This window comes from Cupriavidus ulmosensis, from assembly GCF_977008105.1.
Map to the genome: position 1 here is coordinate 53,543 of NZ_CDRMWP010000001.1, position 24,328 is coordinate 77,870.

Here is a 24,328-nt window from a genome sequence, read left to right on the forward strand (position 1 = left end):
CAAACAAAGCACCTCCGCATCGAAGCTGTACCGCCGGCGACACCTCATGCCGGCAAGCCACGCGGCAGGCCATCCCCAGGAAAACCGCCGCGGGAAACGGCGGCTTGTGATCCCATCCCCCGCCGCGAGTTCCCCCTGTGATCCCCGCGCGCGCAAACCGTCCCCCGTTCGCAACACTTCCCGCGCGATTTCGCTACAAAGGGTTAAACCGTTTGCGCTCCCCGGCCAGCGTGAAATACTGTTTTCTATACGCCTCGAACACGAGCCCGCCATGTCAGAACACGCCCCCGAACTGATGGAGTCACTGCTCGCCGACTCCGATCCCGATTCCGCTTTTTCCCGCTCGCAATCAAGCCCATCTTCCGGCCCATCCTCCGGCTGCGCTTCCGGCCCTTCCGTCTTCTCCGCCCGCGTTGCCCGCTTCTGCGAACTCGCCGACACCGTCGACAGCCGCGACGAGCTCGAAGCCATCCGCCACAGCATCCACCAGCATCCGGAACTCGCCTTCGACGAAGTGCGCACCGCCGAGCTGGTCGCCAGCCAGCTCGAAGGCTGGGGCTACGAGGTGACGCGCCACGTCGGCGGCACCGGCGTGGTCGGCCGCCTGCGCCAGGGCGACAGCCCGCGCACCGTCGGCGTGCGCGCCGACATGGACGCGCTGCCGATCCACGAGCGCACCGGCCTGCCCTACGCCAGCCTCAACGCCGGCAAGATGCATGCGTGCGGGCACGACGGCCACACCACCGTGCTGCTGGGCGCCGCGCGCCAGCTTGCGCGCACGCGCAATTTCAACGGCACCGTGCACCTGATCTTCCAGCCTGCCGAGGAAATCGGCGCGGGCGGCGGCGCCGAGCGCATGCTGGCCGACGGCCTGTTCGAGCGCTTCCCGTGCGACGCGATCTTCGGCCTGCACAACCATCCCGGCGTGGAGACCGGCACCTTCATGTTCCGCAGCGGGCCGTTCATGGCCGCCTGCGATACGGTGGCCATCACCATCCGCGGCAAGGGCGGCCACGCCGCGCGCCCGCACCAGTCGATCGACCCGATCCTGGTCGCCGGCAGCCTCGTGATGGCGCTGCAGAGCGTGGTCTCGCGCAATGTCGACCCCAACGAGACCGCGGTAGTCACCATCGGCACGCTGCACGCCGGCCACGCGCCCAACGTGATCCCGGAAAGCGCCAAGCTCGAACTGAGCGTGCGCTCGTTCAACCCGGACGTGCGCCGCACGCTGGAAGCGCGCATCACGCGGCTGGTGACGTCGCACGTGGAAGGTTATGGCGCCACCGTGGAGATCGACTACATCCGCGGCTACCCGGTGCTGGTCAACAGCGAGCGCGAGACCGAGTTCGCCCGGCAGGTGGCCGAGGAACTGGTCGGCCCGGACAAGGTGGTGGGGCATTTCCCGCTGATCGCCGGCAGCGAGGACTTCGCCTACTTCCTGCAGCAGCGCCCGGGCTGCTTCGTGCGCATGGGCAACGGCACCGGCCAGCCGCTGCTGCATAACGCCGGCTACGACTTCAACGACGAGAACCTGACGATCGGCGCGGCGTACTGGACGCGGCTGGTGGAGCGGTATCTGGCGTGACCCGCGGTGCCGCGCCGGAGTGCGGCGACGGCGCGGCGATGGAGTGACGATGACATGGCGGCGGCGCGGCGTCGGGGCCGGTCCGCGCCCGGCCGCGGCGCATGTCTTCGCGCCGGCATGGCGCGCGGGTTCTCGTGAATTTCGCTATTAACGGCCGTACCTGCATCAGCCATGCCGGGCCTGAGGGCGTTTTGCCGGGAATGTCTGGCGGCGGGGTTCGCGGTCCGGGATTTTGGCTGCCGGCCCGGCTGTCGCCAGCCAGAGTTTGCCGGCCGTGCGCGCCGGCCAGGTACGCGGCAGGCCAAGCAGGCAGGCTCGGGCACGCAGTCCCGGGTACGCGGCGAGGCATCCCCGGCCGGTGCCGGAGCTACCTGAAGAAAGCGCTCGGCGGCACGCCGAACTGCTTGCGGAACATCGTCGAGAAGGCGCTCGGGCTGTCGTAGCCGAGGTCGAGCGCCACGTCCACCACCTTGGCCCCCGCGGCCAGCCCCTCCAGCGCGGCCAGCAGCCGGGCCTGCTGGCGCCACTGCCCGAACGTCATGCCGGTCTCGCGCGCGAAGCGGCGCTGGATGGTCTTGGGGTCCATGCCGAGCCGTTCGCCCCACTGCGCCAGCGTGAGCGCCGTGTCGGGCGCGCCGACGATGGCCTCGCAGATCTGGCGCAGGCCGGCGTCGGCCGGGCGCGGCAGGTGCAGGGGCAGGGTGGGCACCAGCATCACTTCGTCCAGCAGCAGCCGCATCAGGCGCCCGTCGCGCGAATCGGCCTTGTAGGGAATCAGGATGTCGATGGCGGCGAGGATCAGCTCGCGCAGCAGCGGGCTGATGCCGAGCACGGTGCAGCGCGTGGGCAGGTCGGCGGCGGCGTCGGGGCGGATGTAGGCGGTGCGCATGCGCACGTGGCCGACCATGCGGATCCAGTGCACGGTGCCGCCCGGCATCCACATGCCGCGCGTGGGCGGCACGATCCACTGGCCCTCGGCGGTGGCGACCACCATCACGCCGTGCACGGCATGGACCAGCTGCGCGTGCGGATGCTGGTGGGGCTTGGTGACGTGGCCGGGCAGGTAGTCGGCCGCCATCGCGGTGACGGGCATGGGGCCGCGGTCGTAGCGCAGGTAGGCCGGCGCGGCGCTGTAGGTGTCGGCGCGGTCCTCGGCGTGGGCCGGGAGGTGTGGCGCGAGGTGGGGAGGGCGGTGTGACGGATCGAGGGGATCGGGCGGCGCGAGCGGCACGCCGGGCATGCCGGACGGCGGCGCGGCCGGCGCGCCATCCGCATCATCCGCGCGCGCGCGGGCGGTGGCCGGGCGGCGGCGCTGGCCGGTCGTGGCGGTAATGGTGGTAGCGGCGGTAGCGGCGGTAGCGGCGGTCGTGGCTGCGGTAGCCGCGGCGGCTGCGGTGGCGGGACGGCGCGGCATGTCCTTTTCTCCAAGGTTCTGGCCCTATTCTCGCAGGACAGGCGCCATCGCGCCAATTAGCATGGCTGCCAGATTCCCAATCTTGTTGTCTCTCCAGCCCCCGACTCCATCATGAGCAGCCGCATCGACACCGCGCCAGGCGGCGCGACCGCCTCGCCGCAGGGCCAGGCGCAGCCTTCCCACAGTACGCAGTCCGCCGAGCGGACCGGTTTCCGCGTGCTGTCGGCGATCAGCTTTTCGCATTTCCTCAACGACATGATCCAGTCGCTGATCCTGGCCATCTATCCGATGCTCAAGGGCGGCTTCAACCTCAGCTTCACGCAGATCGGCCTGCTGACGCTGACGTACCAGATCACGGCGTCGCTGCTGCAGCCGGTGGTGGGCCTGTACACCGACAAGCATCCCAAGCCGAAGTCGCTGCCGATCGGCATGGGCTTCACGCTGTGCGGGCTGCTGCTGCTGTCGGTGGCGCCGACCTACGGCGTGCTGCTGGTGGCGGCCGCGCTGGTGGGCACGGGTTCCTCGATCTTCCATCCGGAGTCGTCGCGCGTGGCGCGCATGGCCTCGGGCGGCCAGCACGGGCTGGCGCAGTCGATCTTCCAGGTCGGCGGCAACGCCGGCAGCGCGGCGGGCCCGCTGCTGGCCGCGGCGATCGTGCACCGGCAGAGCAGCCTGGCGTGGTTCTCGGTGGCGGCGCTGCTGGCCATCGCCGTGCTGTGGCAGATCGGCGGCTGGTACGGCCGCGAGCTGGCCCACACCGCGCGCAAGCGCAAGGCCGCCGCCGCCGTCTCGCCGCTGCCGCGCAGCACCGTGGTGCGCGCCATGATCGTGCTGATGCTGCTGGTGTTCTCCAAGTATTTCTACATGGCGAGCCTGAACACCTACTACACGTTCTACCTGATGGAGCGCTTCGGCCTGGACCGCCAGAGCTCGCAGATCTACCTGTTCGCGTTCCTGTTCGCGGTGGCGGCCGGCACCATCCTGGGCGGCCCGATCGGCGACCGCATCGGCCGCAAGCGCGTGATCTGGGCGTCGATCCTCGGCGTGGCGCCGTTCACGCTGATGCTGCCGCACGCCAACCTGTTCTGGACCGGCGTGCTGTCGTTCATCATCGGCTTCATCCTGGCCTCGGCGTTCTCGGCCATCCTGGTGTTCGCGCAGGAGCTGATCCCGGGCAAGGTGGGCATGGTGTCGGGCCTGTTCTTCGGCTTCGCCTTCGGCATGGGCGGCATCGGTGCCGCGGTGCTGGGCACGCTGGCCGACGCGCACGGCATCGAGATGGTCTACCAGCTGTGCGCGTTCCTGCCGCTGCTGGGCCTGCTGGCGGTGTTCCTGCCCGACCTGGGCGGGCGCAGGAAGGCGGCCTGAAGCTGACCTGAAACAGGTTTGAAGCCGCCCCGGCGGCGGCCCGAAAGCGCGGCCCGGCGGCGGCCCGAAGCCCGCCTGAAACCGGACCGATCCGGTGGCCGGAGCCCGCCGGAAATCCGCCGGCCAGCTTCCGCCGGCGCGGGCGCGGCGCACTCGCAAGTGGCGTGAGGCGCACCGCAATGGCGGCGGCGCATGCCGCGCGCACCACGGCGGTGCGCGCGGCCGGCCGCGCCGGCGCCCGCCGCTTTCAGGCGTGCCGTGCCGCGCGGGCGCGGCCGGGCTGCTGCTGCTGGACGATCACGCCATACCAGCCCAGCCCGGCGTAGGTTTCGTAGCCGGGCGTGCGCGCGAACGCCACCAGCGCGCCGTCGGGCGCCTCGTACCAGCCGGCGGGATTGCCCTGGTCCTGCAGCGCGAAGGTCTCGGCCAGCGCGCCGGCGCCGTCGGAGGCGGCGATCACGCGGTGCTGCGCGTCCACCAGCAGGCAGCGGGTGCGCTGCCAGTCCTCGGCCGACAGGCGCACGCCGCCGACCACGGCCTGCGCCTGCGGCGCCCAGTTGAAGAAGATCGCCAGCACGCCCTGCGGCGCGCCGTCCGCGCGGCCGCCGGCGCGGATCGCGGTGGCGTAGGTGGCCACGCTGGCGTTGTCGAGGAAGCGCGAGACGGTGATGTCGTGCGCGACGTAGTTGTCGCCGGAGCGGGTCGCCATGGCGCGCTGGAACCAGTCCACGCCGCGCACGACGCGCCCGGCCACGCCCGGGTAGTTGCGCGGGCGGCCGTTGGCGATGACGCGGCCCTGCGCGTCGATCACCCAGAGATCGAGATATACCGTGTAGCTGTTGAGGATGACGCCGAGGCGCTCGCTGGCGAAGGCGGCGGCCGCGCCGTCGCCGGGCCGGCTCGCGGCGGCCACGATGGCCGCGTCGGTGGCCCACCAGCGCACGTCGCAGGAGCGCTCGTAGAGGTTGCGATCGATCACGTCGATCATGTTCAGCGCCAGGTCCGCCAGGCGCTGGCCCTGGTGGCCGCGCATCTGGCGGATCATGGCGTCGCCCAGTTGCGTCAGCTCGGCGATCGAGCCGCCCAGCTCCGTGGTGAGCTCGCCGGTGATGCCGGAGATGCGTTCCGAGACGTGCTTGACCTGGTTGGCCACCACGCTGAAGCCCCGGCCGGCCTCGCCGGCGCGCGCGGCTTCGATGAGCGCGTTCAGCGCCAGGAACCGGGTTTCGCGGTTGATCTCGGCAATGCTGGAGATCTTGTTGTCCGCGATTGTGCCCACGTGATGGGACAGCTCGACGATGCGTTCCGCGCTTGCCATACGGTATCTCCCATTCAGATCACTGACCCGCCAGGCGCGAGGCGTGTGCTGTGAGGAGATGGCGGTATCCTGGCCGCACCGGTTGTCCTGTCCCGCGCCTGGTGAATCACCATAGGCGAGAAACGTGCCAGCCCGGACGCATGGCCCGGGCCGGTCCGGCGGAAAGGTTCAGCGCCCGGTCTTGTCCTGCGACACGTCCATGATCATGCGTGTGAGCAGGTACAGGCGCGGCGTGACCGAGTTCAGGTCGACGTACTCGGCGTCGTTCGAGTGCGCGCCGAAGCCGCGCAGGCCGAAGCGCTCGATCACCGGCGCCTTGGTCGCCGCGGCGGCGAAGGCCGCGTCGGTGCCGCCGCCTTCGGCGGTGTCGTAGACCAGCAGCTTCTCGCCGATCTCGCCGTACACGCCCTGCGCGTGCGCGGCCAGCTTGCGCGCCGCGTCGGTGACTTCGAGCGGCGGGCGGCGGCGCTCGAACTTCACCTCGACGCGGGTATCGGGGATGAGCTGCTTCTTCACGCGCTCCTGCAGCGTGTGCTCCAGGCCGTCGTAGTCGGCCGTGCGCAGCACGCGCACGTCGGCCTGCGCGGTGGCGATGGCGGGAATCACGTTGCGGTTGGTGCCGGCCGACGAGATCGTCCAGTTGACCTTGAGGCCGGTGTCCGGGTTGGACAGGTCGCGCATCTGCAGGATCTGGTGCGAGAGCTCGTACAGCGCGTTGCGGCCCTGCTCGGGCGCGCTGCCCGCGTGCGAGGACTTGCCGTGCACGGTCAGCGAGATCGCGCCGATGCCGCTGGTGGCCAGCGACAGCCGGTCGCCGGTCACGCGCGTGGCCTCGCACGAGAACACCGCGTCCTGCTGGCTGCCCATCTTGGTCAACATCGCGCGCGCGCCCGGCGAGCTGATTTCCTCGTCGCCGTTGATCAGCACGGTGAGCGTGCCGTAGTCCTTGAAGCCCATCTTCTGCAGGATCGCCACGGTGTGCAGGATCACGGCCACGCCGTTCTTGTCGTCGGCGATGCCCAGGCCGTAGGCGCGGTCGCCGTCGACGCGGAACGGCTGCTGCGCCAGCATGCCGCGCAGGTAGACCGTGTCCATGTGGCCGATCAGCATGATGTTGCGTTTCCCGGTGCCCTTGAACTGGGCCATCACCATCTTGCCCACGTCCTTGGGCGTGTCTTCCATGCGGTAGACGTCGGCCGGCGCGATCAGTTGCGCCTCGCCGCCGAGCGCGGCCAGGCGGTCGCGGATCAGCGCGGCGATGCGGTCCAGGCCCTCGATGTCCTTGCTGCCCGACTCGATCGAGACCAGGTCCTTGAGGGTGGCGATCAGCGCCGGCTTTTCCTGCTGCGACAACTGGTAGGCCGGCTCGACCGGCGCGGCCTGGGCGGCTTGCGCGGCGCCGGCGCAGAGCAGGGCGGCGAGCCTCAGCGAGGGGCGCAGCGAAGCACGGGCCGCCGGGCGGCGCAAGGACGCGCCGGAGCGCGGGCGGATGGACAGGGGCATGCGGGTGGTCTCCGGAATGAGCGGGGTGAAAAGCGAAGAGGGTAACAGCGCGGGCCGCCGTATGGGTAGCGAACGCGGCGGCGGACAGCAGGCGCGCCGTTGCGCGCGCCGGCGTGCGGGCAGACTCGCGGATGAACGGCTGTGCCGCTTGCAGGCTTCGTGCCCGGGCCGGTTGCGGCGACGGTCGGCGTGCCGCTGCCGCTGCCGCTGACACCGACACCGACACCGACACCGACACCGACACCGACACCGATGCCACCGGCACGGCACCCGGTCCGGCGTACGGGGCCGGGGTGGAATCGCTTCCCAATCTGCTCCCAACCGGCCCCGAACAGGCCCCCAACCAGCCCCGAACAGACGCGAAACCGGCGCACGGAAGCGCTCCTGCAACAGGTCGACCCGGCGGAAATGAAACCCGCCCCGTTTTTGCGGCATCATGGCGGGCATGACGTCCGTTGCGCCTCCTTCCCATCCCAAGCCCGCGCCCGCCATCCGCGCCGCCTGCGGGCACTGTCTCGCGCTGGCCGCCGATCCGCGCCGGCGCGAGCCGCACGAGCGCCTGGCGCTCAAGCACACCGCGCCGCTGGTGAGCCAGAGCGCCGCCGGCGTGCCGTTCAGCATGCTGACCTTCACCTGCCGCGAATGCGGCACGACGTGGCGGCTGTACGACCGCGCCAACGAACTGTTCGTGTCGTGGGTGCCCGAATGCGCGCTGGAACCCGCGGAACCGGGCTCCGGCCCGCGCGGTGGCGCGCCGGCGATCGGCTAGAATCGGTCCTTCGTTTTCCATCCTTTCCGCGGTCCCGCCACCGCCGTGCCTGCCATGTCCGCCATGCCTGCCATGCCCGCTTTCCGCCGAATTTCCCTGCTGGCTGCCGCCGCGTCCGCCATCGCGGCGAGCCTGTCTGCCGGTCCCGCCACCGCCGCCACCGCCGATGCCTACCCCTCGCGCCCGATCCGCCTGATCGTGGCCTATCCCACCGGCGGCATCAGCGACGCCGTGGCGCGCGCGCTCGGCGAGCGCCTGTCGGCGCAGATGGGCGGCTCGGTGGTGGTGGAGAACAAGGCCGGCGCCGGCGGCAGCATCGGCATCGACGCCGTGGCCAAGGCCGCGCCGGACGGCTACACGCTGGGCTTCGCCTCGACCAGCCCGCTCACGCTCACCCCGCACGTCGGCCACGTCAACTACGACCCGCAGCGCGACATCGCGCCGGTGATGAGCGTGATGTACTCGCCGGTGCTGGTGGTCGCCACGCCGAGCTTCGCCGGCAAGTCGTTCCAGGACCTGCTGGCGCAGGCCAAGACCCGGCCCGGTTCGGTGCGCTGGGCCACCTCGGGCCTCGGCACGATCGGCCACGTCATGCTGGAGCAGGTCAAGTCCAAGGCCCATGCCGACCTGACACTGATTCCCTACAAGGGCGCCGGCCAGCAGATGAACGACGCGCTCGGCGGCCAGTTCGAGGTGATGAGCACCAACGCCAGCCCGATGCTGACCCAGCACATGGAGGCCGGCCGCCTGCGCGCGCTGGCGGTGGGCGCGCCCAGGCGCATCGCCTCGCTGGCGGGCGTGCCGACGCTGGCCGAACTCGGCTACCCCAAGGCCAACCTGACCTCGACCTTCGGCATCTTCGCGCCGGCGCGCACGCCGCCGGCCATCATCGCCCGGCTCAACGCCGAACTGAACAAGGCGCTGGCCGAGCCCGAGGTGCGCGAGCGCCTGCTCAAGGGCGGCGAAGTGCCCACCGGCGGCACCGCCGCGCAGTTCGCCGCGGCGATCCGCGCCGAGTACGACGACAACGCGCGCATCGTCAAGGAAGCCGGCATCAAGGCCGACTGAGCGGCCATCGCGGATCATCGGACGGCCCCGCTGGCGCCGCCCCGGCTGCGGCTGCCGCGCTCCGGCCGGCCGGCGCCCGCGGGTGTATCGGCGGGTTTGGACGCGGCGATTGGCGCGGCGTCCGACGCAACGACCGATGCGGCAGCCAGCGCGTCAGCCGGCGCAACCGCCGGCATAACGAGGTCGAGCCGGCACCCGGTCGCATACACCGACGACAGCCGCACGCCGTTGCGCGGCTGCAGCGCCAGCTTGGCGCGCAGGCGCGACAGGTGGCTGTCCAGCGTGCGCGAGCCGCGCGGCATCGCGCACCGCCACACCGCCAGCTCGACGGCCCGGCGCAGCAGCAGTTGCCCGGCATGGCGGAACAGCAGCACCGCCAGCTCGAATTCCTTGGGCGACAGCCTGACCTGCCGGCCGCCGACGAAGGCGCGCCGCTCGTCCAGCGCGAAGCGGTAGGGGCCGAGCTCGAGCCGGTCGCGCCGCGGCGCCGGCACGCGCCGCAGCAGCGCCTGCACGCGCGCCGCCAGTTCGGCGCCGCGCACCGGCGCGGGCACCACGGCATCGGCGCCGAGTGCGATGCATTCGGCGATGTGCGCCTCGCCGCCGCGCCCGCCCAGCACCATTACCGGCAGCGCCCCGCCCAGCGCGCGCCGTATCCACAGCAGCACGTCGCGCGCGGGGATGCCGGGAATCTCCCACGCCAGCAGCAGCAACGCGCAGGGCTCGCTGCGCAGCGCCTGCATCAGCGCGCGGCCTTCGCGGAAGCGCGCGGTGTCGTGCCCGCCCAGCGCGAGCATCTGCTCCAGCCGCAAGGCCCGGGCCGGGTCGTCCTCCAGTATCGCGATTCGCATGCGGCGTCTCCTGGCGCGGCAGGGGTGCCGCTTTGCCAATGATCGTGCGGCCGCCGCCGCGGCGGAATGCGAAAACTCTCATATGCCGGCCCGCCGTCCGGGCATGTAATGGCATGGAGCCCCGCATCGCCGGGCATGCCGGCGCACCGGCCGCCGCGAGATCGATGCGCGAGATCCGGCGCATGAGATCCGGTTTGCGAGATCGATGCGCGAGATCGATGCACGAGACCAACCAACGCGAGACCGGCCAGCTATGGGAATGAAGATCGCTTCACTGGAAGACCATCCCGCCGAGGCGGCCCTGATCCGCCGGATCCTGGGCGAGGCGGGGCACGACTGCATGACCTTCGGGCGCAGCCGCGAGATGCTGCTGCGCCTGCGCGAGGAAAACTTCGACCTGCTGCTGCTCGACTGGCACCTGCCCGACCTGTCCGGCAAGGAGGTGCTGACCTGGGTGCGGGCCAACCTCGACCGCCGCGTGCCGGTGATGTTCGTGACCGGCCGCAGCGCCGAGGAAGACATCGTCGACGGCCTCGCCACCGGCGCCGACGACTACATGCTCAAGCCGGTGCGGCGCGGCGAGCTGCTGGCGCGCACCGCGTCCCTGCTGCGGCGCGCCTACCCGGAGCCCGGCAGCGGCTGCGCGCGCGTGGCGCTGGCCGGCTACGTGTTCGATTGCGCCGCGCGCACGGTGGTGCGCGGCGCCACGCCGCTGCGGCTCACGCCGAAGGAGTTCGACCTCGCCGTGCTGCTGTTCCGCAACGAGGGCCGCATCGTGTCGCGCGACCATATCGTGGCGGCGGTGTGGGGGCGCGAGATCTCGCCGCTGTCGCGCACCATCGACACGCACATGTCGCGCGTGCGCAGCAAGCTGGGGCTGGCGCCCGAGCACGGGCTGCGGCTGCTGCCGGTCTACACGCACGGCTACCGGCTCGAACTGGTGCCGGCCACGGCGTGGGGTCGCGCGAGAGCGGGGGATAGCGGGTGAGGGAGGGTGAGGAGGGCGAGGGCGAGGAGGGCGAGGAGGGCGAGGAGGGCGAGGAGGGCGAGGGCGAGGGCGAGCGAAACGCCGGGACGGCGGCCCGTACGCGGATGCGGATGTGCAGCTGGCCCGCGCATGGCTTGCCCGGCTGCCGCCGCCACTGTCATGGCCACCGCCGATGCCGCCGATGCCTGCCAAAAGCAAGAAAGCCCCCGAAGGGGCTTTCTTGTCGGCTGGAACCTGAAGCGTCCCCGCGCGGGGCGGGGACTTGCCCGTGAAGGCAATCAGGCCAGGAACGATCAGAAAATGTGGCGGATGCCCAGGGCTGCGCCGGTCTGGTTGTTCCTGCCCGGCAGTTCGGTCTGCGTGCCGCCGGTCAGCTTGTTGTAGTCCACGGTGCCGTAGACCTGGGTGCGCTTGGACAGCGAGTACTCGGCCAGCAGCACGCCGGTGTAGCGGTTGCCTGCGTTGTTCGCCACGCCGTTCGCGTCCTTGACGTGGTCGCCATAGAACACGCCGGTCAGCGCCAGGGCCGGGGTCAGCTGATAGGTCAGACCCAGGTAGCCGATCATGTCCTTGCGCGGGTTGGCCGTGAAGTTGCCGGCCGGCACCGCGTTGGCGCTGCCTGCGGCCAGCGCGTCGCCGTTCAGGCTGGCGTCGACCGAGCCGGTGCGGTCCTTGCCACCGACGTAGCCGAGGAACACCTTGGCCGGGCCGATGCTGTACTTGCCGGACGCGCCCCACATCTGCTGCTTGTTGCCGTTGGCGTCACGGGTTTCCTGGAACACGGCGCCGACGCCGAACGGACCGAACGTGTACGCGGCGCGGGTACCCCAGTACTGCGACGAGGTGAAGCTGCCCGCCTTCTCGCCGAAGCCGTAGCTGGCGCCGACGTTCAGGCCGCCGAACTTGCCGTCGTAGCTGACCACGTTGTTGTTGCGGAAGTTGGTCAGGAAGAACGGCCAGGCGTTGCCGGTGTAGTTGCCGATGGTCAGCGGATCGTAGTCGCCGAAGAAGTTGAAGCCTTCGGTGTACTGGCGGCCCAGCTTGATGGTACCGAAATCACCCGACAGGCCCACGTAGGCCTGGCGACCGAACAGGCTGTTGTTCTGGTTGGCGCGGCCGGTATCGGGATCGAAGCCGTTTTCCAGCTGGAAGATCGCCTTCAGGTTGTTACCCAGGGCTTCGGCGCCTTTGATGCCCCAGCGGCTGTTGGTGATGGCACCGTTGGTCAGCTGGAACTGGTTGTCGTTGGCACCGTTCGAGTTGCTGGTGTAACGGATGCTCTGGTCGACGATACCGTACAGGGTAACGGACGACTGAGCGTAGGCGCTGCCGGCCAGCAGCGTGCCAATTGCGAGGGTCAGGGCTGATTTCTTCATAGTGCTCCTTTTCTGTTCTGTCGTGTCCGCTGCCGGATCACGGTGGCGGACGGGTTTACGTTTCGTGTAAACGCCGCGAAAATTTAACAAAACGGAAAAGATTAGGACACTAATGGACGTTGTTGGCCGCCTCTAAGCGGGCAAATGGTGCAAAAACCGTTGTGATGCCGCGACAAAACGACAAAATGGTGCAGCGCGAAATGACAGTGGTGCAGCTTGCTTACCCCGCCGTGGGAGGGCTTCCAGCCTGGTTTTCCGGGGCTCGGATTGGCTGAGAAACCGGGTCGGCCGAGACGGCGCGCGAGGCCGGCAGCGAAGCGCGGCGAGGCCGGCGCCTGGCGAGCCGCCGTGACGCCGCATCGGGCGGCTTGCCGGCGCGCCCGGCCAACGCACCCGGCCAACGCGCTAGGTCGACGCGCCTAACACGCGCCCGATCACGCACCCAGTCGACGCACCCAGTCAGGCCCAGTCAGGCGCGCTCAACGAACCCGCTCAACGAAGCCGGGATGCGGGGCATCAGCCCTGCGGGATCTCGATCTTGACCTCGAGCACCTCCAGGTTGTCCTGGCGCTCGAGGCTCACGCGCAGGTCCTGGTCGCTGATTTTCACGTATTTCGAAATGACCGCGACCAGTTCGCGCTGCAGGGCGGGCAGGTAGTCGGCCGGCGCCGAATGGCCGGTGCGTTCGTGGGCGAGAATGATCTGGAGCCGCTCCTTGGCAACGGAGGCGGATTTCTTTTTCTCGCCGAGCAGGAAGGACAGGATCGACATGGTGGCAGGCCCTCCTTACTTGTTGCCGAAGATGCGGGAGAGCAGCCCCGGCTTCTGGTAGTCGGTGAAGCGCATCGGCTTGTCCTTGCCCAGGAAGCGGTCGACCACGTCGCCGTAGGCGTCGGCCACGTCGCTGCCTTCCAGGTGGATGGCCGGCGTGCCCTGGTTGGAGGCGTGCAGCACCGCCTCCGACTCCGGCACCACGCCGATGAGCTTGATGCGCAGGATTTCCTGGATGTCGGTCAGCGACAGCATCTCGCCGCCGTGCACGCGCTTGGGGTTGTAGCGCGTGATCAGCAGGTGTTCCTTGATCGGCTCGCCGCCTTCGCTGGCGCGCTTGGTCTTGGACGCCAGGATGCCCAGGATGCGGTCCGAGTCGCGCACCGAGGACACTTCCGGGTTGGTCACGACCAGCGCCTCGTCGGCGAAATACATGGCCAGCAGCGCGCCCGACTCGATGCCCGCGGGCGAGTCGCACACGATGTACTCGAAGCCCATCTCGACCAGGCCGTTGATGACCTTCTCCACGCCTTCCTTGGTCAGCGCGTCCTTGTCGCGCGTCTGCGAGGCCGGCAGGATGAACAGGTTCTCGCACTTCTTGTCCTTGATCAGGGCCTGGTTCAGGTTGGCCTCGCCCTGCACCACGTTGACCAGGTCGTACACCACGCGGCGCTCGCAGCCCATGATCAGGTCGAGGTTGCGCAGGCCGACGTCGAAGTCGATCACGGCAGTCTTGTGGCCACGCAGGGCCAGCCCGGCGGAGAAGCTGGCGCTGGTGGTGGTCTTGCCTACGCCTCCCTTGCCGGAGGTCACAACGATGATTTTTGCCATGGCTCTTGGATCCAGTAATGGTTGAAGCTTGCGCTGCTGTGGTTGGTGCTCGGCGGCGGTGTTACTTCATCCGGAGCGGTTCGAGGATCAGTTTTTCGCCGTCCAGGCGTACCTGGGCGGGCTTGCCCAGCACGTCGGCGGGCAGCGACAGTTCGCCGGTGCGGTAGATGCCGGCGATGGAAAGCAGTTCGGGTTCCAGGCAGGTGCAGAAGATGCGTGCCTGCGTGTCGCCCTTGACGCCCGCCAGCGCGCGGCCGCGCAGCGGGGCATAGACGTGGATGTTGCCCTCGGCGATGACCTCGGCGCCGTAGCTGACCAGGTCCAGGATCACCACGTCGCCGGCGGCGTAGACCTGCTGGCCCGAGCGCAGCGGCTTGTCGATCAGCATGGTCGGCACGCTGCGCGCGGCGGCGTCCGCCACCGTGGCCGCGACCACCTCGGCCGCGGCCTGCGCCGGCCCGGGCGGGGCTTCCGCCGGGACCGCGGCGGGCCCCTCGGCCGGCCCCTCGGCCGGCCCGGCCTGCGTAGTCTGCGTGGCCGGCGCGGCTTCTTCGCGGCCGCCGCGCCGGCTGTGGCTGTCCAGCAGCGGCAGGCCGAAGGACGCCGCCCAGCCGTGCTGGGCCTCGCGCGCCACCACGCCGATGGCGCGGGCCTTGAGCTGGGCCAGGGTCTCGATCACCGTGTCGAGCGCGATCCGCTCGTCGCCTTCCAGGCGGCGCAGGTCGAGGGCGACGACATCGTTGGAGAAGAAATCGGGGGTCGATTCGAAGCGGGACAGGAGGTCGTCCCGCAGCGCTGCCATGTCAGCGGACTTGAGCGCGAGGAGGAGGGCGTCGACGTTGCCACTGCGCAGTTCGAAGCGTGGCGATTTCTTCTGGGACATAGTCGGTGACCGTGGAAATGGGACATTCTAACGTCAGCTGGAGGCAGAACTGTAACAAATACCCCTGCCGGGCTTTCCAGTGCCGGATGGGGCGCGCGCCAGGCCGCCGCGGCCACCCGCCGCGCACGCGGCCGCACTTCGTCGCACTTCGTCGCCCTGCGCCGCAGGGCGGCCGCATGTCCGCTGCCGGTTCGTCGCCGGTTCGCCGCCGCGCCGCCCCCGCGCGGGCCGCGCTCTTGTTACGATTGCGCCATTCGGACAAGGGAGCAGGCATGGGTGCGATCGTCAACAGCGTGGCTTACCGCGACGGCAAGCGGCTCGGGGATGTGGCGGTGGACGAGATCAGCGACGCCATCGCGGTGCCCGGAACCTTCGTCTGGCTTGGCCTGCACGAGCCGGACCTGCCGCTGCTGCGCAAGGTGCAGCAGGAATTCGGCCTGCACGACCTCGCCGTGGAAGACGCCCTCGACGCACACCAGCGCCCCAAGCTGGAGACCTACGGCGACTCTATCTTCGTCGTGCTCAACACCGCCCAGCTGGTGAACGAGGAGGTGGTGGTGGGCGAGACTCACCTGTTCGTGGGGCCGCGCTACGTGGTGTCGGTGCGCCACGGCGCCAGCAGCAGCTACGCGCCGGTGCGCGAGCGCTGCGAGAGCGACCCGCGCGCGCTCGCCAACGGGCCGGGCTACGTGCTCTACGCGCTGATGGATTTCGTGGTGGACCACTACATGCCCATCGTCACGCGGCTCGAGGACGCCTTCGAGCAGCTCGAGCAGGGCATCTTCCGCGACGAGTTCGACCGCGCCGCCATCGAGCACCTGTACCACATCAAGCGCCAGGTCCTGCGCCTGCGCAACGCGGTCTACCCGATCGAAGAGATCTGCGGGCAACTGATCCGGCTGCACGAGGAACTGGTGCCCAAGGAGCTGCGCGCCTACTTCCGCGACATCGAGGATCATGCCAGCCGCCTGGTGCGCACGCTCGACGTGGTGCGCGAAATGCTGACCACCGCGGTGCAGGTCAACCTGGCGCTGGTCACTGTCGGCCAGAACGAGATCGTCAAGCGCCTGGCCGGCTGGGGCGCCATCCTGGCGATTCCCACCGTGGTGTTCAGCCTGTACGGGATGAACTTCAACTTCATGCCGGAGCTGAAGTTCCACTACGCCTACCCGACCGTGATCGGCGTGACCGCGCTGGCCTGCGCGGGGCTCTGGCGCAAATTGCACAAGTCGGGCTGGATCTAGCCGGACGGGTGCCCGGCGCGGCTTGCGCCGGTGCGTTTCAATTGCCGCAAGCGGCGGGCTGATCTTTGCCGGCTGCCGCACGCCACCACCACTCCCCGTCTTTATATCTTCTTTACACCCCCCTTCCCCCTCTCTACCCCGTTTTTACCGCGCCATCCCTAACCTGCCATCTGTGAATCACTCACGGTGTTTGTCATGGACGGGATCTATTTCATTGGTTTGTTGCTGTTCGGTGCGCTGACCGGCGCACTGCTGGCGCTGTGCGCCGCGCTGGGTGGCAAGCCGCCGGGCGCGGCCGACGGCCCGGGAGCGGACGGCGCCGACGCGCGCCGCAAGGACAGCGCCGCGGACAGGAGGCTGTGATGGACTGGGCCGATCTGCTGGGCGGCGTGCTCGCCGCTGCTGTCTTCATCTACCTCCTGATTGCCCTGTTCCGGCCGGAGAAATTCTGATGTCAACCGAATTCCTGGGACTGCTCGTCCTCTACCTCGCCATCCTGCTGGCGCTCGCGCCGTTCCTCGGGCGCTACATCCGCCGCGCGATGGAGGATGGCGGCTACCGCGCCACCGCCTGGGGCCGGCCGCTGGAGCGCCTGCTGTACCGCGCGGGCGGCGTGCGCGCCGACGCCGGCATGGGCTGGAAGCAATACACGGTGGCGCTGGTCGCCTTCAACATGCTGGGCGTGGTGGCGGTCTACGCGCTGCAGCGTCTGCAGGCGTGGCTGCCGTTCAACCCGCAGGGCTTCGGCGCGGTGTCGCCGGACTCGGCCTTCAACACCGCGGTGAGCTTCGTCTCCAACACGAACTGGCAGGGTTATGCCGGCGAATCCACCATGAGCTACCTCACGCAGATGCTGGCGCTCACGGTGCAGAACTTCTTCTCGGCGGCCACCGGCATCGCCGTGGTGTTCGCGCTGATCCGCGGCTTCGCGCGCCAGAGCGCGGCGACCATCGGCAACTTCTGGGTGGACGTCACGCGCTGCACGCTCTACGTGCTGTTGCCGCTGTCGGTCGCCTTCGCCGTGGCGCTGGTCGGCCAGGGCGTGATCCAGAACTTCGACGCCTACAAGGAAGTCGCGCTGGTGACGCCCATCGAGTACAGCCAGCCCAAGGTGGACGCCGCCGGCCAGCCGGTGCTCGACGCCAAGGGCGCGCCCGTCACCGAGGCCATGAAGACCGGCACGCAGACGCTGGCGATGGGCCCGGTGGCCTCGCAGGAAGCCATCAAGATGCTCGGCACCAACGGCGGCGGTTTCTTCAACGCCAACTCGGCGCATCCGTTCGAGAATCCGACCGAACTGGCCAACCTGCTGCAGATGCTGGCCATCTTCCTGATTCCGGCGGCGCTGTGCTTCACCTTCGGCGAGATGGTCAAGGACCGCCGCCAGGGCGTGGCGGTGCTGGCGTCGATGACGGTGATCTTCGTGGCGATGGCGTGCGTGGCGGCGCTGTCCGAGCAGCAGGCCAATGCCGCGCTGGCGGGTTTGCCGGTCGACCACGTGGCCAGCGCGCTGCAGGCCGGCGGCAACATGGAAGGCAAGGAAACCCGCTTCGGCATCGCCGCCAGCGCGCTGTTCGCCACCATCACCACGGCGGCCTCGTGCGGCGCGGTCAATGCCATGCACGACTCCTTCACCGCCATCGGCGGGCTGGTGCCGATGCTGCTGATGCAGCTCGGCGAGGTGGTGTTCGGCGGGGTCGGCTCGGGCCTGTACGGCATGCTGGTGTACGCGGTGCTGGCGGTCTTCATCGCCGGCCTGATGATCGGCCGCACGCCCGAATACCTGGGCAAGAAGATCGAGGCCTACGAGATGAAGATGACCGCGGTGGCGATCCTCGTCACGCCGCTGCTGGTGCTGCTCGGCACCGCCGTGGCGGTGATGGTGGAGGCCGGGCGCGCGGGCGTGTTCAACCCCGGCACGCACGGCTTCTCGGAGATCCTCTACGCGCTCTCGTCGGCGGCCAACAACAACGGTAGCGCCTTCGCCGGGCTGTCGGCCAACACGCCGTTCTACAACGGGCTGCTGGCCGCGGCGATGTGGCTCGGCCGCTTCTGGATCATCGTGCCGATCCTGGCGCTGGCCGGCTCGCTGGCCGCCAAGAAGCGCGTGCCGGTGACGGGCGGCACCATGCCCACGCACGGCCCGCTGTTCGTGGTGCTGCTGGTCGGCTCGGTGCTGATGGTGGGCGCGCTGACCTACGTCCCGGCGCTGGCGCTGGGGCCGGTGGCGGAGCAATTGCAGGGCGCCGTGGTCACGGCGGCAGGAAAGTAGCCCGGGGCCGCCCGCCCGCCGCGCATCGCCGCGCGGGCGGCATCCCCAGGCAGATCAGCGTATTGCGGAGAAACGCATGCAACAAGAATCGATGGTGACGCGCGGCAAGCAGGCCGGCGCGGCACCGGCAAGCACCACCCCGGCGGCCACTGGCGGCGCGCCGGCCCCGGGCGGCACCCACAAGGCAGGCGCCCACCAGGGCGGCGGCCACCAGCGCCCGCCGCGCGGCGGCATGTTCGCGCCCGAGCTGGTCAGGCCGGCCCTGCTCGACGCGGTGAAGAAGCTGTCGCCGCGCGACCAGCTGCGCAACCCGGTGATGTTCGTGGTCTACGTGGGCAGCATCCTGACCACCATCCTGTTCTTCCGCGCGCTGTTCGCGCCCGCCAGCGCGGGCGGCGAGAGCGCGGGCTTCATCCTCGCGGTGTCGGTGTGGCTGTGGTTCACCGTGCTGTTCGCCAACTTCGCCGAGGCGCTGGCCGAAGGGCGCAGCAAGCAGCAGGCCGAGGCGCTGCGCGGGCTCAAGACCACCGTCACCGCGAAACTGGTCAAGGAAGGCCGGCGCGACTGGCGCGCCGCCGGCGCCACCGAGGCGCGCGCGGCCACCGCGCTGCGCCGCGGCGACGTGGTGCTGGTCGAGGCCGGCGACATGGTGCCCGGCGACGGCGAGGTGATCGAAGGCGTGGCCTCGGTCGACGAAAGCGCCATCACCGGCGAATCCGCGCCGGTGATCCGCGAGTCGGGCGGCGATTTTTCCTCGGTGACGGGCGGCACGCGCGTGCTGTCGGACTGGATCGTGGTGCGCATCACCACCAATCCGGGCGAGAGCTTCATCGACCGCATGATCACGATGGTCGAGGGCGCCAAGCGCCAGAAGACCCCCAACGAGCTGGCGCTGACCATCCTGCTGGTGGGCCTGACCATCGTGCTGCTGCTGGCCACCGCCACGCTGCAGCCGTTCTCGGTGTACAGCGTGCTGGTGACGAAGGCCGGCATGCCCGTCACCATCACCGTGCTGATCGCGCTGCTGGTGTGCCTGATCCCGACCACCATCGGCGGGCTGCTGTCGGCCATCGGCGTGGCGGGCATGAGCCGCATGATGGAAGCCAACGTGATCGCCACCTCGGGCCGCGCGGTGGAAGCCGCCGGCGACGTCGACGTGCTGCTGCTCGACAAGACCGGCACCATCACCCACGGCAACCGCCAGGCCGCGCGCTTCATCGCCGCGCCCGGCGTCGGCGCGCAGCAGCTTGCCGACGCCGCGTGGCTGTCGTCGCTGGCCGACGAGACGCCCGAGGGCCGCAGCATCGTCACGCTGGCGCGCCAGCAGTCCGGCGCCGCCGCGCCCGACATCAGCGCGCTGCGCCCGATCTTCGTGCCGTTCACCGCGCAGACCCGCATGAGCGGCGTGGACGCGGGCGGGCGCAGCGTGCGCAAGGGCGCCGCCGACGCCGTGCGCCGCTACGTGACCGAGCGCGCCGGCAAGTTCCCCGAGGCGGTGATGCAGGCCGTGGACGACGTGGCCCGCGCCGGCAGCACGCCGCTGGTGGTGGCCGAGTCGTTCGACGACGGCCGCGGCGAGACCGTGCGCGTGCTCGGCGTGGTCGAGCTCAAGGACATCGTCAAGTCCGGCATCCGCGAGCGCTTCGGCGAGCTGCGCAAGATGGGCATCCGCACCGTGATGATCACCGGCGACAACCGCCTCACCGCGGCCTCGATCGCGGCCGAGGCGGGCGTCGACGACTTCCTCGCCGAGGCCACGCCCGAAGCCAAGCTCAAGCTGATCCGCGACTACCAGGCCGAAGGCCGCCTGGTGGCGATGACCGGCGACGGCACCAACGACGCGCCCGCGCTGGCGCAGGCCGACGTGGCCGTGGCCATGAACAGCGGCACGCAGGCGGCCAAGGAAGCCGGCAACATGGTCGACCTCGACAGCAACCCGACCAAGCTGATCGAGATCGTGGAGATCGGCAAGCAGATGCTGATGACGCGCGGCTCGCTGACCACCTTCAGCGTGGCCAACGACGTGGCCAAGTACTTCGCCATCATCCCGGCCGCGTTCGCCACCACCTATCCGCAGCTCAACCTGCTCAACGTGATGGGCCTGGCCACGCCGGCCTCGGCCATCCTGTCGGCGGTGATCTTCAACGCGCTCATCATCGTGGTGCTGATCCCGCTGGCGCTGCGCGGCGTGGTGTATCGCCCGCTCGGCGCGGCCGTGCTGCTGCGGCGCAACCTGCTGGTCTACGGCCTGGGCGGCATCCTGGTGCCGTTCGTCGGCATCAAGATCATCGACATGATCCTGGTGCTGTTCGGCTGGGCGTGAGCCACGCCCGCGTCCAGGTCCATACCCAAGCCCGCGCACCGCACCCGCAAAGACATTGAACGGAGTCATCATGCATACCCAAGCCACAGCCCCCCGCGGCGCCAATGGCCAGCCCGAAACGCCCGTGCAGGGCGGCCTGCTGCGCCCGCTGCTGACGCTGTTCGTCGCGCTGTCCGCCGTCACCGGCCTGCTCTACCCGGGCGTCGTCACCGGCATCGCGCGCGCCGTGTTCCCGCAGCAGGCGGCCGGCTCGCTGATCGTCAAGGACGGCAAGGCGGTCGGCTCCGAGCTGATCGGCCAGCCCTTCTCCGACCCGAAGTACTTCTGGGGCCGCTTGTCGGCCACCGCGCCGATGCCCTACAACGGCGCCGCCTCGGTCGGCTCCAACTACGGCCCGAGCAACCCCGCGCTGACCGACGCCGCGCGCGCGCGCATCGACGCGCTGCACGCGGCCGACCCGGCCAACCAGGCGCCGGTGCCGGTCGATCTCGTCACCGCCTCGGCCAGCGGCCTGGACCCGCACATCAGCCCGGCCGCCGCGCAGTACCAGGCCGCGCGCGTGGCGCGCGCGCGCGGCCTGCCGGCCGAGCGGGTGCAGGCGCTGGTGGCGGCCAATACGCAAGGGCCGCTGCTGGCGGTGCTGGGCGATCCGGTGGTCAACGTGCTCAAGCTGAACCTGGCGCTGGATGCGGAAAAGCCGTGACGGCGCGGGCTTTGCTCCCCTGTCCCGCGCGCGGGACAGGGGCCGGGGGAGAGCGCCGGCGCATCAACCGCCGCCGCGCCCGGCCGCGCGCCGCCGTGGCACAATCGTCCGCATCCTCCCGCCTTGCGCGCAGCGCGCCTTCCCATGCCTGACACCGCCACGCGCGACACGCCGCCGCGGCCCGATCCCGACGCCCTGCTGCAACGCATGCAGGCCGAGGGCGAGCGCGCCGCGCGCGGCAGGCTGCGCGTGTATTTCGGCGCCTCGGCCGGCGTGGGCAAGACCTTCGCCATGCTGGCCGCGGCGCGCGCGCTGCGCGAGCAGGGCAGCGACGTGCTGGTCGGCGTGGTGGAAACCCACGGCCGCGCCGAGACCGAGGCCCTGCTCGACGGCCTCGAGCGGCTGCCGCCGAAGGCCATGCCGCACCAGAAGCTGGACGGCCGCGTGCTGCACGAGTTCGATCTCGACGGCGCGCTGGCGCGGCACCCGGCGCTGATCCTGGTCGACGAGCTCGCGCATTCCAACGCGCCCGGCAGCCGCCATCCGAAGCGCTGGCAGGACATCGAGGAACTGCTCTCGGCCGGCATCGACGTGTGGACCACCGTCAACGTCCAGCATCTCGACAGCCTCAACGAGGCGGTCGGCGGCATCACCGGCATCCGCGTGTGGGAGACCGTGCCCGACACGGTGTTCGACGATGCCGACGAAGTGATCCTGGTGGACCTGCCCGCCGACGAGCTGCTGCGGCGCCTGCGCGACGGCAAGGTCTACATGCCGGAGCAGGCGCGCACCGCGGCCAGCAATTTCTTCCGCAAGGGCAACCTGATCGCGCTGCGCGAGCTGGCGCTGCGCCGCACCGCCGACCGCGTGGACGACGACGTGCGCGCCTACCGCCACGCCGAATCGATCCGCCCGGTGTGGCGCACGCGCGAGGCGGTGCTGGCCTGCATCGGCACCGGCGACGATGCCGCGCAGGTGGTCAAGAGCGCGCGGCGGCTGGCCGGCCAGCTCGATTGCGACTGGCACGTGGTGACGGTGGCCACGCCGCGCCTGGCGCCGCTGGCCGCGCCGGCGCGCGCCAGCCTGGAAGCGGCGATGCGGCTGGCCGAGGAGCTCGGCGCGCGCACCGAGACGCTGGCCGGCAGCGACATCGTGCAGGCCGTGACCGGCTACGTGCGCCGCCACAACCTGACCAAGGTGGTGGTGGGACGCGCGCCCGGCGCGTGGCACCGCGCCGGCGGCGGCGTGCTGGCGCGCGGGCGCGCGCTGCTGGCGCTCGCGCTGGCGCCGTTCCTGGGCGCGCGCGCGTGGCTGTTCGGGCGCCACAGCTTTGCCGATTCGCTGGCGCTGGGCTGCCCCGAGATCGACGTGATCCGCGTGGCCGCCGACGCGATGGCGGCCGACGCGCGCGGCCGCGCGCAGCCGGCGGCGGGGCCGGGTTCGCGCGCGGACGTGCGCGGCGACCTCGATGCCGGCGCGGCCGGCGTGGCCGACGGCGAGCGCGGCGTGGCGGCGCGCCGCCTCGACTACCTGTGGGCGGTGGCGTGGTGCGCCGGCGCCAGCGTGCTGTCGGCGCTGGCGCGGCCGTGGTTCGAGCTGGTCAACATCGCCATGCTGTTCCTGGCCGCGGTGGTGGCGGTGGCGCTGCGCCACGGGCGCGGGCCGGCCGCGCTGGCCTCGGTGGTGTCGGTGGCGGCCTTCGACTTTTTCTTCGTGCCGCCGCGGCTGTCGTTCTCGGTCAGCGACGTGCAGTATCTCGTGACCTTCGTGGTGATGCTCACCGTGGGCCTGGTGATCGGCCAGCTGACCGCCGGGCTGCGCGAGCAGGCGCGCGTGTCGGTCGAGCGCGAGACCGAGGCGCGCACGCTCTACGAGCTGGCGCGCGAGCTGTCGGCCGCGCTGGTGCCCGAGCAGATCGTCGCCATCGGCAGCCGCTTCCTGCAGGCCGCGCTCGGCGCGCGCTCGGCCTTTTTCCTGGTCTCGCCCAAGGGCCGCCTGATGGCGCCCGCGGTGGACCCGGACCAGCGCGCCAGCGGCGCCATCGACCCGGTGCTGGCGCAATGGGTGTTCGACCACGGCCAGCCTGCCGGCACCGGCACCCACACGCTGCCCGGCAGCACCGTGCTCTACCTGCCGCTCAAGGCGCCGATGCGCACGCGCGGCGTGCTCGCGGTGGAGCCGCAGGCGTGGCGCGCGCTGGCGCAGCCCGAGCTGCGCCGCCAGGCCGACGTGTTCGCCACGCTGATCGCCATCGCCATCGAGCGGCTGCACTACGTGGAGGTGGCGCAGCAGGCGCTGGTGTCGATGGAGTCCGAGCGGCTGCGCAGCTCGCTGCTGGCCGCGGTCTCGCACGACCTGCGCACGCCGCTGACCAGCCTGGTCGGCATGGCCGAGACCATGCAGCGCGCCGAGCCGCCGCTGCCGCCGCCGCTGGCCGAGACCGTCGCCGCCATGCGCGAGCAGGCGCTGCGCATGCGCACGATGGTCATCAACCTGCTCGACATGGCGCGCCTGCAGAGCCGCGACGTGCACATGCGCAAGGAGTGGCAGTCGTGCGAGGAAATGGTCGGCGCGGCGCTGGCCGCCATGCGCGACGCGCTCGCGCGCCACCGCGTGTCGGTGTCCGGGCTGGCCGCGCTGCCGCTGGTGGAATGCGACGCCGTGCTGATGGAGCGCGTGCTGTGCAACCTGCTGGAGAACGCCGCCAAGTACACGCCGGCGGGCACCGCCATCCGCGTCTCGGGCGAGCTGGCCGACACCGAGGTGCGGCTGGTGGTGGCCGACCAGGGCCCGGGCGTGCCGCGCGGGCAGGAACAGTCGATCTTCCAGAAATTCACGCGCGGCGAGCGCGAGTCGGCCACCGCCGGCGTGGGCCTGGGCCTGGCCGTGTGCGAAGCCATCGTGCAGGCGCACGGCGGGCGCATCTGGGTGGAGAGCGCGGGCGGAGACGATGGCGAAGGCCGCGGCGCGCGCTTCGTGGTGGCGCTGCCGCGCGGCACGCCGCCCGCGGTCGAGCCCGAAGCCGCGGCGGCGGGCGCAACACACAAGGAACCTCACTGAG

At 70.6% G+C, this 24,328-nt stretch carries 20 protein-coding genes; 12 read left to right on the top strand and 8 right to left on the bottom strand.

Features of this window, described 5'->3' with window-relative positions:
* The first annotated feature begins 271 nt into the window (after nt 1–271).
* Nucleotides 272–1,585 (top strand): M20 aminoacylase family protein, encoded by a 1,314-nt coding sequence (locus tag ACWTPI_RS00230; RefSeq protein WP_454730685.1) that lies wholly within the window; start codon nt 272–274, stop codon nt 1,583–1,585.
* A gap of 367 nt (nt 1,586–1,952) precedes the next feature.
* Here the strand turns inward: ACWTPI_RS00230 and ACWTPI_RS00235 are convergent, their stop codons facing one another.
* Nucleotides 1,953–2,825, bottom strand: coding sequence for an AraC family transcriptional regulator (locus ACWTPI_RS00235; protein ID WP_454732428.1), 873 nt, complete (start codon nt 2,823–2,825; stop codon nt 1,953–1,955).
* A 285-nt stretch (nt 2,826–3,110) separates the two neighbouring features.
* Between ACWTPI_RS00235 and ACWTPI_RS00240 the strand changes: the two genes are divergently transcribed.
* Nucleotides 3,111–4,367 (top strand): MFS transporter, encoded by a 1,257-nt coding sequence (locus ACWTPI_RS00240; protein ID WP_020204643.1) that lies wholly within the window; start codon nt 3,111–3,113, stop codon nt 4,365–4,367.
* Between the two features lie 247 nt (nt 4,368–4,614).
* On the opposite strand, the gene ACWTPI_RS00245 is transcribed toward ACWTPI_RS00240, so the two are convergent.
* Together ACWTPI_RS00245 and ACWTPI_RS00250 are read right to left on the bottom strand one after the other, a co-directional pair.
* Nucleotides 4,615–5,685: a methyl-accepting chemotaxis protein gene (locus tag ACWTPI_RS00245; RefSeq protein ID WP_454730686.1), complete on the bottom strand. Its 1,071-nt coding sequence runs from the start codon at nt 5,683–5,685 to the stop codon at nt 4,615–4,617.
* Nucleotides 5,686–5,853: 168 nt separating this feature from the next.
* Nucleotides 5,854–7,188 (bottom strand): M20/M25/M40 family metallo-hydrolase, encoded by a 1,335-nt coding sequence (locus ACWTPI_RS00250; protein ID WP_020204641.1) that lies wholly within the window; start codon nt 7,186–7,188, stop codon nt 5,854–5,856.
* A gap of 436 nt (nt 7,189–7,624) precedes the next feature.
* On the opposite strand from ACWTPI_RS00250, the gene ACWTPI_RS00255 reads away from it, so the two are divergent.
* Both ACWTPI_RS00255 and ACWTPI_RS00260 read left to right on the top strand, forming a co-directional pair.
* A complete protein-coding gene (locus ACWTPI_RS00255; RefSeq protein WP_020204640.1) occupies nt 7,625–7,957 on the top strand; it encodes a hypothetical protein in 333 nt (110 codons plus the stop codon).
* Nucleotides 7,958–8,011: 54 nt separating this feature from the next.
* Nucleotides 8,012–9,025: a Bug family tripartite tricarboxylate transporter substrate binding protein gene (locus ACWTPI_RS00260; RefSeq protein ID WP_454730687.1), complete on the top strand. Its 1,014-nt coding sequence runs from the start codon at nt 8,012–8,014 to the stop codon at nt 9,023–9,025.
* A gap of 14 nt (nt 9,026–9,039) precedes the next feature.
* Here the strand turns inward: ACWTPI_RS00260 and ACWTPI_RS00265 are convergent, their stop codons facing one another.
* Nucleotides 9,040–9,876, bottom strand: a complete 837-nt coding sequence (locus ACWTPI_RS00265; protein WP_454730688.1) for a response regulator transcription factor — start codon at nt 9,874–9,876, stop codon at nt 9,040–9,042.
* 259 nt (nt 9,877–10,135) lie between these two features.
* On the opposite strand from ACWTPI_RS00265, the gene ACWTPI_RS00270 reads away from it, so the two are divergent.
* The gene (locus ACWTPI_RS00270; RefSeq protein ID WP_020204637.1) at nt 10,136–10,864 is read left to right on the top strand and encodes a response regulator transcription factor; all 729 of its coding nucleotides are present in this window, start codon (nt 10,136–10,138) and stop codon (nt 10,862–10,864) included.
* Nucleotides 10,865–11,157: 293 nt separating this feature from the next.
* Here ACWTPI_RS00270 and ACWTPI_RS00275 read toward each other — a convergent pair whose 3' ends face one another.
* From ACWTPI_RS00275 to minC, 4 genes are all read right to left on the bottom strand, one after another.
* Complete coding sequence (locus ACWTPI_RS00275) at nt 11,158–12,240, bottom strand: porin (RefSeq protein ID WP_020204636.1); 1,083 nt, start codon at nt 12,238–12,240, stop codon at nt 11,158–11,160.
* 516 nt (nt 12,241–12,756) lie between these two features.
* Entirely contained in the window at nt 12,757–13,011 is a 255-nt protein-coding gene (minE, locus tag ACWTPI_RS00280) for a cell division topological specificity factor MinE (RefSeq protein ID WP_006164360.1), read from the bottom strand.
* 15 nt (nt 13,012–13,026) lie between these two features.
* Nucleotides 13,027–13,842, bottom strand: a complete 816-nt coding sequence (gene minD, locus ACWTPI_RS00285; protein ID WP_020204635.1) for a septum site-determining protein MinD — start codon at nt 13,840–13,842, stop codon at nt 13,027–13,029.
* A gap of 61 nt (nt 13,843–13,903) precedes the next feature.
* Entirely contained in the window at nt 13,904–14,725 is an 822-nt protein-coding gene (minC, locus tag ACWTPI_RS00290) for a septum site-determining protein MinC (protein ID WP_454730689.1), read from the bottom strand.
* A 272-nt stretch (nt 14,726–14,997) separates the two neighbouring features.
* Here minC and ACWTPI_RS00295 point away from each other — a divergent pair, with 272 nt between their 5' ends.
* From ACWTPI_RS00295 to ACWTPI_RS00325, 7 genes are all read left to right on the top strand, one after another.
* Entirely contained in the window at nt 14,998–15,969 is a 972-nt protein-coding gene (locus ACWTPI_RS00295) for a magnesium and cobalt transport protein CorA (RefSeq protein WP_020204633.1), read from the top strand.
* A gap of 195 nt (nt 15,970–16,164) precedes the next feature.
* Nucleotides 16,165–16,332 (top strand): hypothetical protein, encoded by a 168-nt coding sequence (locus ACWTPI_RS00300; protein ID WP_020204632.1) that lies wholly within the window; start codon nt 16,165–16,167, stop codon nt 16,330–16,332.
* On the top strand, nt 16,332–16,421 hold the full coding sequence (gene kdpF, locus ACWTPI_RS00305; protein WP_020204631.1) for a K(+)-transporting ATPase subunit F: 90 nt from the start codon (nt 16,332–16,334) through the stop codon (nt 16,419–16,421). The genes ACWTPI_RS00300 and kdpF overlap by 1 nt, the downstream gene beginning before the upstream one ends.
* Complete coding sequence (gene kdpA, locus ACWTPI_RS00310) at nt 16,421–18,241, top strand: potassium-transporting ATPase subunit KdpA (RefSeq protein WP_020204630.1); 1,821 nt, start codon at nt 16,421–16,423, stop codon at nt 18,239–18,241. Before kdpF ends, kdpA begins: the two co-directional genes overlap by 1 nt.
* A 76-nt stretch (nt 18,242–18,317) precedes the next feature.
* A complete protein-coding gene (kdpB, locus tag ACWTPI_RS00315; RefSeq protein WP_454730690.1) occupies nt 18,318–20,564 on the top strand; it encodes a potassium-transporting ATPase subunit KdpB in 2,247 nt (748 codons plus the stop codon).
* 70 nt (nt 20,565–20,634) lie between these two features.
* The gene (gene kdpC / locus ACWTPI_RS00320) at nt 20,635–21,267 is read left to right on the top strand and encodes a potassium-transporting ATPase subunit KdpC (protein ID WP_454730691.1); all 633 of its coding nucleotides are present in this window, start codon (nt 20,635–20,637) and stop codon (nt 21,265–21,267) included.
* A 144-nt stretch (nt 21,268–21,411) separates the two neighbouring features.
* Complete coding sequence (locus ACWTPI_RS00325) at nt 21,412–24,327, top strand: DUF4118 domain-containing protein (protein ID WP_454730692.1); 2,916 nt, start codon at nt 21,412–21,414, stop codon at nt 24,325–24,327.
* Nucleotide 24,328: the final 1 nt, after the last annotated feature.